The following is a 14,652-nucleotide window of genomic DNA, read 5'->3' on the forward strand; positions in this document are numbered from 1 at the left end:
CAGAACCTATCCCCGCGAACGAAAAAACGCGGCCTAGGCCGCGTTTTCCCTGACAAGACTCGAACTTAGTTCTTGGTTTTGTCGACGATCTTGTTGGCAGAGATCCACGGCATCATCGAACGCAGTTGCTCGCCGATGATCTCGATGCCGTGAGCGGCGTTGTTACGACGCTTGGCGGTCATGGATGGGTAACCGGTAGCGCCTTCGCTGATGAACATCTTCGCGTATTCGCCGTCCTGGATGCGCTTCAGGGCGTTGCGCATGGCCTGGCGGGATTCGGCGTTGATGACTTCTGGGCCCGTCACGTATTCGCCGTACTCGGCGTTGTTGGAGATCGAGTAGTTCATGTTGGCAATACCGCCTTCGTACATGAGGTCAACGATCAGCTTCAGCTCGTGCAGGCATTCGAAGTAGGCCATTTCCGGCGCGTAGCCGGCTTCGACCAGGGTTTCGAAACCGGCCTTGACCAGTTCCACGGTGCCACCACACAGAACGGCTTGCTCGCCGAACAGGTCGGTTTCGGTCTCGTCCTTGAAGGTGGTTTCGATGATGCCGGTACGGCCACCACCTACACCTGCGGCATAGGACAGGGCGACGTTCTTGGCATTGCCCGAGGCATCCTGGTAGATGGCGATCAGGTCAGGGATACCACCGCCCTTGACGAACTCGGAACGCACGGTGTGGCCCGGGGCCTTCGGCGCGATCATGATCACGTCCAGATCGGCACGAGGAACTACCTGGTTGTAGTGGATCGAAAAACCGTGGGAGAAGGCCAGGGTGGCGCCTTTCTTGATGTTCGGCTCGATTTCGTTCTTGTACAGGGCGCCCTGGAACTCGTCTGGAGTCAGGATCATGACCAGGTCGGCAGCGGCGACAGCAGTAGCCACGTCGGCAACTTTCAAGCCATGGGCTTCGGCCTTGGCAACGGTGGCCGAGCCTTTACGCAGGCCGACAGTCACGTCGACGCCGGAGTCTTTCAGGTTGCAAGCTTGAGCGTGACCCTGGGAACCGTAACCGATGATGGCAACCTTCTTGCCCTGGATGATCGACAGGTCGCAGTCTTTATCGTAGAAAACTTTCATGAACTTCCCCTATGTCAGGCCGTTCCGGCCATTCGCTAATTTGAATTAGATGCTCAGTACTTTGTCGCCACGGGCAATCCCGGTGACGCCACTGCGTACGGTTTCCAGAATCGATGCGGTACCGATCGATTGAATGAAGCTGTCGAGCTTGTCGCTGGTACCGGTCAGTTGAACGGTATACACGCTAGCGCTGACATCAACGATCTGCCCACGGTAGATATCGGTGGTGCGCTTGACCTCGGCGCGCTGGGCACCGGTCGCCTTGATCTTGACCAACATCAGCTCACGCTCGATGTGGGCACTTTCCGACAGATCCACCAGCTTGACTACCTCGACCAGCTTGTTCAGGTTCTTGGTGATCTGCTCGATGATCTCGTCATGACCGACGGTAGTCAGGGTCAAGCGCGACAAGGTCGGGTCTTCGGTTGGCGCCACAGTCAGGCTTTCGATGTTGTAGTTGCGCTGCGAGAACAGGCCGACAACACGAGACAGGGCGCCCGGTTCGTTTTCCAGAAGCAAGGAGATGATGTGCCGCATATTAAGTACGCTCCGTCTTGCTCAGCCACATATCGCGCATGGAGCCGTCTTTGATCTGCATCGGATAGACGTGCTCGCTGGTATCGACCTGGATATCGAGGAACACCAGGCGATCCTTCATGGCGAACGCTTCTTCCATCTTCGGCTTCAAGTCCTTCAGGTCGGTGATGCGGATACCCACGTGACCGTAAGCCTCGACCAGCCGGACGAAGTCAGGCAGCGATTCCATGTAGGAGTGCGAATGACGGCTGCCATAGCTCATGTCCTGCCATTGGCGAACCATACCCAGCACGCCGTTGTTCAGGTTGACGATCTTGACTGGCAGGTCGTACTGCAGGCAGGTGGACAGCTCCTGGATATTCATCTGGATACTGCCTTCACCCGTGACGCAGGCGACATCATCATCAGGGAAGCTCAACTTGACTCCCATGGCCGCCGGGAAACCGAAGCCCATGGTGCCCAGGCCACCGGAGTTGATCCAGCGGTTGGGTTTGTTGAACTTGTAGTACTGCGCCGCGAACATCTGGTGCTGGCCCACGTCGGAGGTCACAAAGGCATCGCCCTTGGTCACTTCGCAGAGGGTCTCGATCACGGTCTGCGGCTTGATGATGCTGCCGTCACCCTTGTCGTAAGGGAACAGGCCGCGGTCACCGCGCCACTCGTCGATCTGCTTCCACCAACTGGCGACCGTATCCTTGTTCGGGGTATCGCCGATTTCCTTGAGGGCCGCGACCATTTCGGTCAGGACGCTCTCCACTGGGCCCACGATCGGCACGTCGGCCTTGATGGTCTTGGAGATCGAAGCCGGGTCGATATCGACATGGATGATCTTGGCGTTCGGGCAAAACTTCGGCGCACCGTTGATGACCCGGTCGTCGAAGCGCGCACCCACGGCCAGGATCACATCGGCATGGTGCATGGCCAGGTTGGCGGTATAGCTGCCATGCATGCCGAGCATGCCGACGAACTGCCGGTCGGTCCCCGGATAGGCCCCCAGGCCCATCAAGGTGTTGGTGACTGGCAGGTTGAGCATCTTGGCCAGCTCGGTCAACGCGGCGGAACCACCGCCGAGAATCACGCCACCGCCGGAATACAGCACGGGACGCTTGGCCGACAGGAGCATCTCCGCCGCCTTGCGAATCTGTCCGGAGTGACCACGAACGGCTGGGCTGTACGAGCGCAGCTTGGCCTTCTTGGGAAAAACGTATTCGAACTTTTCAGCCGGGTTGGTCATGTCCTTGGGGATATCGACCACCACCGGGCCAGGACGACCCGATTGCGCCAGATAGAAGGCCTTCTTCATGACTTCCGGAATTTCCGAAGCGTGCTTGATCATGAAGCTGTGCTTCACGATCGGCCGGGAGATACCGATCATGTCGGTTTCCTGGAACGCGTCGGTACCGACCATGGTGCTGGGCACCTGGCCAGAAATGACCACCATCGGAATCGAGTCCATGTAGGCGGTGGCAATACCGGTAATGGCATTGGTCGCGCCCGGGCCGGACGTCACCAGGACCACGCCGGCCTTGCCGGTGGCACGGGCATAACCGTCAGCCATATGGGTAGCCGCTTGTTCGTGACGAACCAGGATGTGGGTAACTTCCGGTTCCTTGAACAGGGCATCGTAAACATGAAGGAGAGCACCACCTGGGTACCCGTAGATATATTTGACGCCTTCGTCACGCAAGAAGCGGACGAGCATCTCACCGCCAGATAAAAGCTCCACGTTGTTCACCTCTAAAACGCCAGAATACCGCCCTCAAAAGGGAGCGGGTCTTAATAGGTTTACTTCTCAGCAGAGCATGAGCGACGGTGGTCGCCGACTACGTCAGCACTGACTGAGCAAGCATTGGGAATGCCCCAAAGTGTTGCGGGGATTTCCCACCCAGCGCGAGGTAACGCGTTGCGGGTGTAGCACTTCGGTGCGGATGTGCACCTCATGATCTGCTGAGCGGGTCTGCTTCTGGCAGTCCCTCTACAGCGGACTTTGGATTCTTCTGTTTCGCCCTCGGCAAGTCAAGCTGTCTATATAGCTAATTCGAACTACGCTCACTAAAACGCAATAAATAGCCCAAAACCAGGGTAAATTTACGCTTCAATTGCGCGTTTTTCCGCAAGAATCTCAGAAATACGAACCTTGACTTTGCCGTTCGAGCACCATCCAAGTCGGACTAGGCAGAGGCCTTGGCCACGGCAGGAACACAGATCGGGAGCATGCGACCCAATCATGGGTCGACCCGGCACGGGGATGCACGCAGAAGTGGCGGGCTAGAGGCTGCCAGGAGGCTCCTGGCAGCCTTGTTTCAGCGAGTGGCGACGATCAGTTGATCGAACTCTTTGAGCAGCACTTGCAGCTGCAGATCACGCCCTTGCATCGAGCGGCTGGAGAACACCATCTCGGCCATCTCCTGGATCCCGGAAGCATTGGGCAGCGGCAGGTCCTGTTCAAGGATCATCTTCATGCGCGGCAGGAAGATCCATTGCAGCCACTGCTCGAACTCCAGCGTATCCACGGCGAACGGCTGGGTGCTGGCCAGGGCTTCGGCGCTGGGAGACTCATCCCCCCATAGCCCCTGGAGCCGCAGTTCACGCTCGATCAACAGCAACTGTTCGGCGATCTTGGGAAAACGTACGTCCATCACAGCGACACCCGGGCCTTCTGGCGAGCCTGGGCTGCACCGGCGGCATCCCCCTGCTTATCACGCGCCTGGGCGATCAACTCCCACAGGCTGGCTTGCAGGTCAGGGCGGCCATTGGCGAAGCTCAGGCCACGGCGAGCGAACTGTTCGGCTTGTGGGGCATCGCCCTGGGCCATGCGCACCTGGGCCAGGCGATACAGCACTTGCGGTTCCCGGGGAGCCACTCGCTGCGCGCGCTCGAGGCTGGAAGAAGCGCCATTCAGGTCACCACTGGACTGTTGCTGCTGAGCGGTCGTGAGCAACGCCAGTACCGGGCCATCCAACTGCTCGTCCGCCGACAGGCCACCGGAACGGGCCGAGGGAATGCCGCTTGGAGCCGAGGGCATGTTGTAGCTGCCCTGGTTGATCGGTGCTGGCTGGTAGCTCGAACCATCCACAGGCCCAGGTGTAATGGGACCGGAAGAAACCGGGCCCGGGGTGATCGGCGAAGTGCTGATCGGTGTCGAGGTGGTCGCGCCACCACCCGGTACCATGACCACCACGCCCGAATCCTGGGGAATAGTCTGGGCTTGGGCCTGCGCCGGACGCTTGATCGTCGTCTGGCGGAAACCTCCGGTAGCGGAAATCCGCTCATTGTTGGACACGGCTGTACCCGAGTCCACGACGGGAATCGAGCCGCGCTGCACGCTGGCGCAACCATTGAGCAACGCCAGAGCTGTAATAGCTGGAACCCACCACTTGTTCACGTCAAATCCTCATCGCTTAGTTCATCCAGCCCTTGACCCAATCCATCACCGACTCGCCACCTGCCGGGCTTTCGCCACCGCAGGAAGCGCCGGGAGGCGGTTCGCTGCCGCGAATATACGGCATCTGCACAGCCCCCGGACAGTTGGCATCGGAGCCCTGCCCGGTACGTGAATCGACCCAGGCCTGGACCACGTTGTCCGGCTGTGGCATGTCCAGCGGCAGCGGATCGGCCTTGCGCATGAAACTGGTCCACACCTGCAGGGCGCCGGTGGCTCCCGTGAACGGCGTCTTGCCGTTGTCGTCGCGGCCAAGCCAGATCACTGCCAGCAGGTCCTGGCTGAACCCGGCGAACCAGCTGTCGCGGGAATCGTTACTGGTGCCGGTCTTGCCGGCGAGCGTCAGGTTGCTGGGCAGCACGCTGTACACCGAGCGCCCGGTACCCTCGCGCATGACTCGCTGCATGGCGCTCTGGATCAGGTAGATCGAGCCCGCATCGAAACGCTGCTGGATCTGGAACGGATAGCGCTTGAGCGGCTCGCCCTCTGCGGTCAGCACACTGCGAATCCCGCGCATCGGCGTATTGAAACCGCCATTGGCCAGGGTCTGGTACATGGTGGCCACTTCCATCGGGCTCATGCCCCCCGCGCCCAACAGCATGGATGGGAATGCCGGGAACTCCCGGGTTACCCCCAGGCGCCCGAGCGTCTTCAAGACATTCGGCACGCCCACTTCCAGGCCGAGCCGGGCCGTGGAAAGGTTGTAGGAATGCGCCAGCCCCTGGTACAGGAAGACCGTGCCATGGCTGCGGCGATCATAGTTCTGCGGCTTCCACACCTGGCCATCCGCGCCCTTGACCGAGAAGGCTTCATCCGAAAGCCAGCTGGTCAGCGTGTACTGGCTGGGTTTCTCCAGGGCCGTCAGGTAGACCGCCGGCTTGATCAGCGAGCCGATCGGACGCACGGCATCCAGGGCTCGGTTGAATCCGGCGAAACCGGCCTGGCGACTACCGATCATCGCCTGGACTTCACCGGTTTCCGGATTGGTCACCACCATCGCCGCCTCGACCTCATCCGACCCCTTGCGTCCGGACAGGCGCTTGAAGGTGTCGTTGACGGAGGCTTCGGCCTTCATTTGCAGGATCGGATCGAAGCTGGTGAAGATCCGCAGTCCTTCCTCGGTCAAGTCTTCATCGCGATAGTCTTCGCGCAGCTGACGCTTGACCAGGTCGAGGAAACCGGGGAACGAACTGTCTGCCAGGCTGCCGCGCTTGGTCACGCCCAGGGGCATCTTCTTCGCCGCCTCGACCTGCTCAGGCGTGGCGACGCCCTGTTGAGCCAGCAGATCGAGCACCAGGTTACGCCGCTCCAGAGCACGTTCCGGATAACGCCGCGGGTTGTAATAGGAAGGCCCCTTGACCATGCCCACCAATAGCGCCACTTGATGCAGCTTGAGTTCGGACAGCGGCTGGCTGAAGAAGAACTGGCTGGCCAGGCCGAAACCATGCACCGCGCGCTGGCCATCCTGGCCGACGAACACTTCGTTGAGGTAGGCCTCGAGGATCTCGCGCTTGTCGTAATGCAGCTCCAGCAACAAGGCCATCATGGCCTCGGTGAGCTTGCGCGACAGGCTGCGCTCGTTAGTCAGGAAGAAGTTCTTCACCAATTGCTGGGTCAGGGTGCTACCGCCCTGGCGCATCTGGCCCGACGAAGTGTTGACCCAGATCGCCCGGGCGATGGACTTGGGCGAGACCCCGAAGTGCGAGTAGAAGTCCCGGTCCTCGACGGTCACCAGGGTTTCCAGCAGGTACGGCGGAACCTGGTCGATCTTGATCAGGATCCGGTCTTCGAGGTTCTTGGGATACAGGCCACCGATCAACAGGGGCTCAAGACGTACCACCGCCAGTTTCGCGCCCTTGCTGCCGGACAGTTCGGCCACGTAATCGCCGGAGAAACGCACGCGCACCGGCTGCGCCTGCTCCAGTCCTTCATAGAACTGGAAGCCCCGGGTATTCAAGTCAACGGTATTGCCGCTGACCGAAGCCGCGCCGGGGCCATTGGCAACGCTTTCACGGCGATAGCCCAAGGCGTCGAGCTCCGTGAGGAAGTCGTCCTTGCTGAGCTTCTGTCCGACGAACAGCTCCAGCGGGCGCGCATAGACCTTGGCCGGAATGGTCCAGCGCTTGCCGGAGAACTTCTCCTGGACCACGGCATCGAGGTAGACGGCGAAGCCGGCCAGCACCACCAGGCCCACCAGACTGAGCTTGAGCGCCCAGCCCAGCCAGGGGCGCAGGCCGCCAGAGGGAGATTTTTTTGCAGAACGAGGGGATCGGGTACGAGTCATGGCGGCGGATTATACGCACTTTGATTCATCATCAACATGCGCCAGCGAGGTTTGCCATGACGCCCACAGCGGCCATAATGACGCCCTCGATTTTCCGACCCTGAAGGACCGCCTGTGAGCCAGTCACTGATCGCCGCCTTGCAAAACCCAGCTCTGTACCCGCATCCGGTAGACGGATTCCAGGTCATCGAAACCCATATTTCCTGGGTGATCCTCACCGGCCCCTTCGCCTATAAAGTGAAGAAGCCGGTCAACTTCGGCTTCCTGGACTTCACCAGCCTGAAAGCCCGCGAGCATTTCTGCGGCGAGGAGTTGCGTCTTAACCAGCGCCTGACCCAGGACCTGTACCTGGAAGTCCTGCCGATCACTGGCAGCGCCGAGACCCCGGAACTGGGCGGTAGCGGCCCGGTGGTCGACTATGTGCTGAAAATGCGCCAGTTCCCCCAGAGCCAGTTGTTGAGCACCTTGCAGGCCAATGGCGAACTGACCACTGCGCACATCGACCAGATGGCCCGACAGATCGCCCAGTTCCACCTCAGCGCTCCCCAGGTTCCCGCCGATCATGAAGCCGGAACCCCGGACAGTGTGATGGCGCCGGTGCGCCAGAACTTCGAGCAGATCCGCCCATTCCTCAGCGACAAGGCCGACCTGCAGCAACTCGAGGCCCTGGAAGCCTGGGCCGAAACCAGCTTCGAACGCCTCAAGCCCCTTCTGGCCCAGCGCAAGAGCGATGGTTTCATTCGCGAATGCCACGGCGACATCCACCTGGGCAACGCCACCCTCATCGATGGCGACGTGGTGATCTTCGACTGCATCGAATTCAACGAGCCCTTCCGCTTCACCGATGTGTACGCCGACACCGGCTTCCTCGCCATGGACCTGGAAGACCGTGGCCTGAAGAGCCTGGCGCGACGTTTCGTCAGCCAGTACCTGGAGCTGACCGGCGACTACCAGGGCCTGGAACTGCTCAACTTCTACAAGGCATACCGCGCCCTGGTACGGGCCAAGGTCAGTCTGTTCAGCATGCCGGCCGACGCCACCGCAGTTCAGCGCGCCACCACCCTGCGCCAGTACCGCAACTACGCCAACCTGGCGGAAAGCTACAGCACCATTCCATCGCGCTTCCTGGCCATCACCTCCGGCGTCTCGGCGGTAGGCAAGAGCCATGTGGCCATGCGCCTGGTCGATGCCCTGGGCGCCGTTCGGCTGCGCTCCGACGTCGAACGCAAGCGCCTGTTCGGCGAGCAGCAGGGAGCCAACGACCTGCATGCCGGCATCTATAGCAACGATGCCAGCAACGCGACCTATGAGCGCCTGCATGAAATCGCCGAAGTCATCCTGCGTGCCGGCTTCCCCGTCATCATCGACGCCACCTACCTCAAGCGTGCCCAGCGTGACGCCGCCGCCAAGGTTGCCGAAGCCACCGGCACGCCATGCCTGATCATCGACTGCAACGCCCCACAGGCGGTCATCGCCAGCTGGCTCGAGCAACGTCAGGCCGACCAGAACGATCCATCGGACGCTACCCTGGCGGTGATCGCCGAGCAGCAAGCCACGCGCGAGGCGTTGACAGAAGAGGAACTGCTGCGCAGCAAGCGCGTCGAGACCAACGAAAGCGGTAGCCTGGACGTCCTGGTCGCCAATATTCGCCAGCGCCTGCCGGGTCTCTGAGTCACTCTTTCAGCCGTGAAGTGGCAAAGACTTCACGGCTGAAAAACAGTGGCACTATACTGGCGTCATAAATCCACCGCCGGTGACGTCGACATGAGCCAACCCAAACTTCTCGACACTGCGCTTTACGCTCTGCTGCACAAGGACGACATCACGGGCTTCAACCGTGAGCGCCCCAAAGATCAACCCATCGACATGCGTGGCGGCGACTTCCGCGGTCTCGACCTGCGCGAACTGAACGCCACCGGCATCGATTTCACCGACGCCTATTTCCGCTCTGCCGACCTGCGCGGCCTGGATCTTCGAAACGCCTCGATGGAAGGCGCAAGCCTTGCCCACGCGCAGATTTCCGGGGCCTACTTCCCCGTGGAGCTGACTGCCGACGAGATCCTGATGTCGGTCAATTTCGGCACCCGCCTGCGTTACAACACCCGCTGAGGCTCCTCTCTGCATGTCCGGCGCATCGCCCTGCGCCGGACATGCCCCTCGCTCCTTCCCCTGCCGTACTGCGTCGCGAACTCCCCCGCTCCAACGATGAACTGACCCGCCTTAGAAGCATTTGCGTCGAACCCGACCAACGCACAGCGCGTTTTCTGCTGAGCGCTACACTCCTTTGAAGCTGCCCACTCACCATTCGGCCATCGCCAGGAGGCTTGATGAATGATGAACTGCAACACCTGAAGAACCTCGGCAAGACATCCGCGCAGTGGCTGCATGCAGTGGGCATCCATAGTGCTTCGGACCTGCGTCGCCTGGGAGCGGTGGACGCATACCGGGCCGTGCGCACCCGAGGTTTTCGTGCCTCGAAGGTCTTGCTCTATGCCATCGAGGGCGCGCTGATGGACATGCACTGGAACGACCTCCCCGCCGAACGCAAGGAAGCCCTGAACAAGCAGCTGGATGCCATTTCCACTCGTCAAAAAAACTGATTGGCACACCTCTATGTATCTAATGGGAGAACAGCCGGCCTACGCCGATGCCTTGATCAATCGCCTGCAGAACATTCCGCCGCAACTGCTCGAAGGCCTGGCGCCCTGCGGCCCGACACTGGAACTGCCGGCCATGGCGGACCTTTCAGGCGCCCTGCCCGGCCATCAGATCTACCTGCTGGAAAGCGGTGTGATCCAGGCGAGCGTCGAGGATCGTCCACTGTTCTACCTGCACGAAGGCGACCTGGTGGGACTGCGTCGGGGCCTCGAGCAGCCCCACTGGCTGCTTGGCTGCGACGCGCCCTTGCAACTGATTCCGTACCTGAGGGCAGATGTGTTCCGGCACATCCATGCCGATGAACAGCGCTCGGAGTTGCTGCTGCAATACCTGATCGGCCAAACCGCCCTGCTCTCGGATGCCGTTGTCCGCCTGAAACCGCCGGAGCTGCGCAGTCATAATGGCTTCAAGCGCGTACAGCAAGGCGAAGTGCTGATCGCCCAGGGCGATGAGGCGGACCATGTCTTCGTGATAGTCGAGGGGCATGCCCAGGCCTTCGTCGACGGGCACAAGGTCGGCGACGTGCCCAAGGACGAGATCTTCGGCGCCATGTCGGTGTTCACCGGTGAAAAGCGCAGCGCCAGCGTGATCGCCAGCGAACCGACCACCGTGATGCTGATTCCCAGGGATCAGTTCCTCAGCCTGACCCAGAGCAATCCACGAGTAGCCCATAGCCTGATCGAAAGCATGGCCCGGCGCATCAACCTGTTGAACCGGGAAGTGATCCGGCTCAAGGGCCTCGGCGATCGCGAATAAGCCCGAATCCGGAGGACGATTCAAACGAGCGTTTAGCGAAATATGCAAAAACTGGAAATCACCACGTTGACATCGAAATGAGAATCGTTATGATTACCACAACTGGTCGCGAGATCAGCCGATAACCTGGAAGACCAGTGGTTCGGACTCTCAGATTATCTCCTCATCAGGCTAATCACGGTTATTTGACCCGGCTCTGCCGGGTCTTTTTTTGCCTGCGAAAAACCTTCGCTCAACGCCTCAACGGTGCGCAGTAATCGCGTTCGGGTTGGGGCGGGGTGAACCAGACCAGGTCGGCATTGGCCAGATCCGCCGAGTGGCCACGCTCCGCCAGCATCAACACCAGCACTTCCTGCGGATGCCCAAGGTCGGCCAGATGCAAGGGCACGCCCAGATCCTTGCGCGCATGGAACGCACCAGCAAACAACAAGGCGGGAGCTGGTGCCGCGAGCAGGCGCTCGGCCATGCGCCGATCACGCTGCTGCTGTACGGCCAGCATGGCTGGTACCTGGCTTTGAGGCAGCAGACCGCAATGGGATTCGCGAATCTGTGCGGCCAAGGTCGTGGTTACCCTGTCGTCGTTGACCCGAGAGCCGGACAGCGATGGCGCCTTGGCATAGATATCACGCACTTCCTGGCGATCCAGGTTGGCGCAGAGCAGCGGATAAGGCTGCTTCAAGGCATACCCCACTAACGGGCCATAGAGGCTCCAGTCCCAGCCGGGCTGCCAGGCCAGCGCAGCAGGCAGGTCATCAGGCCAACGCCCCGTGCCAACCGCCGCCCTGCTGGCATCGACACGGGATTGCTGATCGGGGTTGAGCATTTCCAGCAGCAAGCTGCCCTGGGGCCGTTGTACGGCCATCGAACGCAGCAACCACAATTGCACGGCGTGGTGCTCGGGGTTGTCGTGCTGCTCGCCGACGATCACCCGTGATGCCTGGCCCAACAGCACCGCCAGCTCCTCGGGAGCAAGTATTCGACCATTGCGCAGGTCGACGATGCTGCCCACAGGCGTCGCCACCGGAGGCGGCAGGATCGGGGCCGAGGTCTGGCAGCCCGCCAGTGACAACACCAGCAGAAGTAGCAACGAACGCATCGGAACACCTCCAGATTGCCCGTCAGCGGGCGATGATCAACGGATGCCCGCGCTCCGGATGCTCCTGCACCAGCACCTCCAGGCCAAATACCGCCTTCAGCGGTTCGGCGCGCAGCACGGCGGCCGGAACACCCATGGAATGCGGTCGTCCACCTTCGAGTAACAGCACCCGATCACAATAACGAGCGGCCAGGTTTAGGTCATGGAGGATGACCAGCACCGCCACGCCACGATCGGCGAACGCGCGGATAGCCTGCAAGGTGACGTGCTGGTGCAACGGATCGAGGGCCGAGGTAGGTTCGTCGAGCAACAGGCTGTGCCCTGGCTCGCCCGGCCACAATTGCGCCAGGACCCTGGCCAGGTGCACCCGCTGGCGCTCCCCGCCCGACAGGGCCAGGTAGCTGCGCCCTCCAAGATGCGCGATATCGGCTGCCTCCAGGGCTGCGGCCACTATCTCCTGGTCACGCAGCAGACCACTCTGGTGAGGCAGGCGCCCCAGGCCCACCACCTCTTCGACCCGGAAGGCGAAATCCAGGCTCGATGCCTGTGGCAACACGGCCAGGCGCCGGGCACGCTGGACACCGTCCCATTGCGCCAGCTCGCGCTCGTCCAGCAACACTCGCCCCTGGTGAGCCGCCAGCTCACCACTCAAGGCGCCGAGCAGGCTGCTCTTGCCCGCGCCGTTGGGTCCCAGCACTCCCAGCACCTCACCGGGCGCCAGCTGCAAGTCGATACCGGTCAGCACATCCTTGCCGCCGCGTCGCACATGCAGATTCTTGACTCGCAACATCAGGCGCGCCCTCGCAGCAACAGATATAGAAAGAAGGGGGCGCCGAGAAAGGCGGTGACGATACCTATGGGCAGCTCCGCTGGAGCCAATGCCAGGCGCGCCACCAGATCGGCCAGCAGCAACAGGCTAGCGCCCGCGAGGATCGACGCTGGCAGCAAGATCCGATGGTCCGGCCCCGCCAGCAGGCGCACCAGATGCGGCACCACCAGGCCGACAAAACCGATCATCCCCGCCGCCGCGACGGCAGCGCCCACGCCCAGGGCAGTGCAGAACACCAGTTCACGCTTGAGCCCTTCGACATCGACCCCCAGGTGCTTGGCTTCCGACTCTCCCAGCAACAGGGCATTCAGGGCCTTGGCCCGCCGCGGCAACCACAGTGCGACAGCCAGGGTCACCAGCAACAACGGCCACAGCCGCTGATAGCTGGCACCGTTGAGGCTGCCCAGGTTCCAGAAGGTCAAGGTACGCAAGGTGGCGTCATCGGCCAGGTAGGTGAACAGCCCCACGGCGGAACCGGCCAGGGCGGTCAGGGCGATCCCAGCCAGGAGCATGGTCGCCACGTGGGTCTGGCCATTGCGGCGGCCCAGGCGATAGACCAGCGCCGTCACCCCCAGGCCGCCGAGGAAGGCACACAACGACAGGAGGTAAGGACCGACGGCCTCCGGCAGGCCTCCGAACATCGCGCCGCCGACGATGGCGATAGCCGCGCCCAACGCCGCGCCGCTGGAGACGCCCACCAGCCCGGGGTCGGCCAGGGGATTGCGGAACAGGCCCTGCATGGCCACGCCGGACAAGGCCAGGACACCTCCGACCGCCAGGCCGAGCAAGGTCCGGGGCAGGCGGATCTGGCCGAGAATCAGTTCAGCCTGCTCCAGGCCCTGGCCGTCGATCGGCAGGCCGAGCATCCGCAGGGCCGCACGCAGGGTATCGAACAGCGGCAGGCTCACCGGCCCCAGGGCCAGGGACAGCCAGGTGGCCACCAGGCAAAGGCACCCAAGGCCGAGAAACAGTGTGCGCGGCTGGACCAGGCGACTCATTGAGCCGGCTTGGCCTGTGGATAAAAGGTCGCCGACAGTTGCTTCAGGCTGTCAGGCAGGCGTGGGCCGAGCCCTCCCACCAAGAGAGTCGGATCCAGTTCCACTACTCGTCCGGCCTTGACCGCCTTGGTGGCAGCCAGCGCCGGGTTTTCCTTGAACAGCGCGGCGCGCGCCGCCTCACCACTCAGACTGCGATCGGAGAACACCAGCACCTCCGGGCTCAGCCCAGCCAGGGACTCCACCGAGAACGGCTTGTAGCCGCTGTGGGTCGCCAGGTTACGCCCGCCAGCCTGTTGCAGCAGCCAGTCTGCCGCGGTGTCCTTGCCAGCGATCAAAGGCTTGCCGCCGGCATGTCCGAGTACCAGCAAGACTCCGGGCGCAGGTTGTTGGGCCTGGGCCTGGGCGATCCAGGCCCGTTGCTGGTCGAGTCGCTGCTGATAACGCTGGAACAGCTGCCCGGCCTGCTCTTCAAGCCCGAGCAACTGCCCCAGGTGTTGCAGGGTGCCCTGCAAGGTGGGCAGGTCCGGCTGGGCGGAAAACATCTCGACCCGAACGCCCGAACCGCGAATCTGCGAGATCACCGGCGGCGGCCCCATTTCCTCGGTTCCCACCAGCACCTGGGGCCGCAGGCTCAAGACGCCTTCTGCCGACAGCTGGCGCTGGTAGCCAATGCTGGGCAGCGCCTTGAGCGAAGCCGGATGCTGGCTGGTAGTGTCGACGCCGACCAGCTTCGACTCCGCGCCCAGGGCACTCACCCACTCGGACAAGGCGCCCCCGGCACTGACCCAACGCTGCGGCAACTCCTCGGCGGCGGCCCAGTGGCTCACCAGCAATCCGGCACAGAGCGCAAAGGCGCTGGCAGTCAGGCGCATAGAACGTTTCCTTTATAGAAGTGAGGCCCGAGAAGCGGCTGTCCATGTGACACGCCTGGTTGGCCAGGCATCGAAATGAGCAAGCGCCCCTTAGCGAG

Annotated in this window: 14 protein-coding genes; 4 read left to right on the forward strand and 10 right to left on the reverse strand. The window is 62.0% G+C overall.

From position 1 onward, the window contains the following. Positions 1-65: 65 nt before the first annotated feature. From ilvC to mrcB, 6 genes are all read right to left on the reverse strand, one after another. Complete coding sequence (gene ilvC / locus C4K40_RS26705) at positions 66-1,082, reverse strand: ketol-acid reductoisomerase (protein ID WP_022641000.1); 1,017 nt, start codon at positions 1,080-1,082, stop codon at positions 66-68. A 45-nt stretch (positions 1,083-1,127) separates the two neighbouring features. Further along, positions 1,128-1,619, reverse strand: coding sequence for an acetolactate synthase small subunit (gene ilvN / locus C4K40_RS26710; RefSeq protein ID WP_011063488.1), 492 nt, complete (start codon positions 1,617-1,619; stop codon positions 1,128-1,130). A gap of 1 nt (position 1,620) precedes the next feature. After that, positions 1,621-3,345, reverse strand: a complete 1,725-nt coding sequence (locus C4K40_RS26715) for an acetolactate synthase 3 large subunit (protein WP_053138778.1) — start codon at positions 3,343-3,345, stop codon at positions 1,621-1,623. Positions 3,346-3,922: 577 nt separating this feature from the next. Then, a complete protein-coding gene (locus tag C4K40_RS26720) occupies positions 3,923-4,258 on the reverse strand; it encodes a YqcC family protein (RefSeq protein ID WP_053138724.1) in 336 nt (111 codons plus the stop codon). Continuing rightward, positions 4,258-5,004 carry a M48 family metallopeptidase gene (locus tag C4K40_RS26725; RefSeq protein ID WP_053138727.1) on the reverse strand — a complete coding sequence of 249 codons (747 nt, stop codon included), beginning with the start codon at positions 5,002-5,004 and terminating at the stop codon, positions 4,258-4,260. Before C4K40_RS26725 ends, C4K40_RS26720 begins: the two co-directional genes overlap by 1 nt. Positions 5,005-5,020: 16 nt before the next feature. Further along, positions 5,021-7,345, reverse strand: a complete 2,325-nt coding sequence (mrcB, locus tag C4K40_RS26730; RefSeq protein WP_053138729.1) for a penicillin-binding protein 1B — start codon at positions 7,343-7,345, stop codon at positions 5,021-5,023. A 114-nt stretch (positions 7,346-7,459) separates the two neighbouring features. On the opposite strand from mrcB, the gene C4K40_RS26735 reads away from it, so the two are divergent. The 4 genes from C4K40_RS26735 (at position 7,460) to C4K40_RS26750 (ending at position 10,759) form a co-directional block, all read left to right on the forward strand. Next, a complete protein-coding gene (locus C4K40_RS26735) occupies positions 7,460-9,016 on the forward strand; it encodes a bifunctional aminoglycoside phosphotransferase/ATP-binding protein (RefSeq protein ID WP_053138732.1) in 1,557 nt (518 codons plus the stop codon). 93 nt (positions 9,017-9,109) lie between these two features. After that, positions 9,110-9,454 (forward strand): pentapeptide repeat-containing protein, encoded by a 345-nt coding sequence (locus C4K40_RS26740; protein ID WP_022641006.1) that lies wholly within the window; start codon positions 9,110-9,112, stop codon positions 9,452-9,454. Between the two features lie 218 nt (positions 9,455-9,672). Continuing rightward, positions 9,673-9,945, forward strand: coding sequence for a TfoX/Sxy family protein (locus tag C4K40_RS26745; protein WP_022641008.1), 273 nt, complete (start codon positions 9,673-9,675; stop codon positions 9,943-9,945). Positions 9,946-9,958: 13 nt separating this feature from the next. Beyond that, positions 9,959-10,759 (forward strand): Crp/Fnr family transcriptional regulator, encoded by an 801-nt coding sequence (locus C4K40_RS26750; RefSeq protein ID WP_031320547.1) that lies wholly within the window; start codon positions 9,959-9,961, stop codon positions 10,757-10,759. A 232-nt stretch (positions 10,760-10,991) separates the two neighbouring features. On the opposite strand, the gene C4K40_RS26755 is transcribed toward C4K40_RS26750, so the two are convergent. Genes C4K40_RS26755 through C4K40_RS26770 form a run of 4 tightly spaced genes read right to left on the reverse strand, consistent with a single transcriptional unit; the run spans position 10,992 to position 14,554 of the window. Then, positions 10,992-11,855 carry a ChaN family lipoprotein gene (locus tag C4K40_RS26755; RefSeq protein WP_053138735.1) on the reverse strand — a complete coding sequence of 288 codons (864 nt, stop codon included), beginning with the start codon at positions 11,853-11,855 and terminating at the stop codon, positions 10,992-10,994. A 22-nt stretch (positions 11,856-11,877) separates the two neighbouring features. After that, complete coding sequence (locus C4K40_RS26760; RefSeq protein ID WP_053138738.1) at positions 11,878-12,645, reverse strand: heme ABC transporter ATP-binding protein; 768 nt, start codon at positions 12,643-12,645, stop codon at positions 11,878-11,880. Next, the gene (locus C4K40_RS26765; RefSeq protein WP_164485065.1) at positions 12,645-13,628 is read right to left on the reverse strand and encodes an iron ABC transporter permease; all 984 of its coding nucleotides are present in this window, start codon (positions 13,626-13,628) and stop codon (positions 12,645-12,647) included. Before C4K40_RS26765 ends, C4K40_RS26760 begins: the two co-directional genes overlap by 1 nt. 50 nt (positions 13,629-13,678) lie before the next feature. Continuing rightward, positions 13,679-14,554, reverse strand: a complete 876-nt coding sequence (locus C4K40_RS26770) for a hemin ABC transporter substrate-binding protein (protein ID WP_022641013.1) — start codon at positions 14,552-14,554, stop codon at positions 13,679-13,681. Between the last annotated feature and the right edge of the window lie 98 nt (positions 14,555-14,652).

It is taken from the genome of Pseudomonas sp. CMR5c (assembly GCF_003850545.1).
Classification (GTDB): Bacteria; Pseudomonadota; Gammaproteobacteria; order Pseudomonadales; family Pseudomonadaceae; genus Aquipseudomonas; species Aquipseudomonas piscis.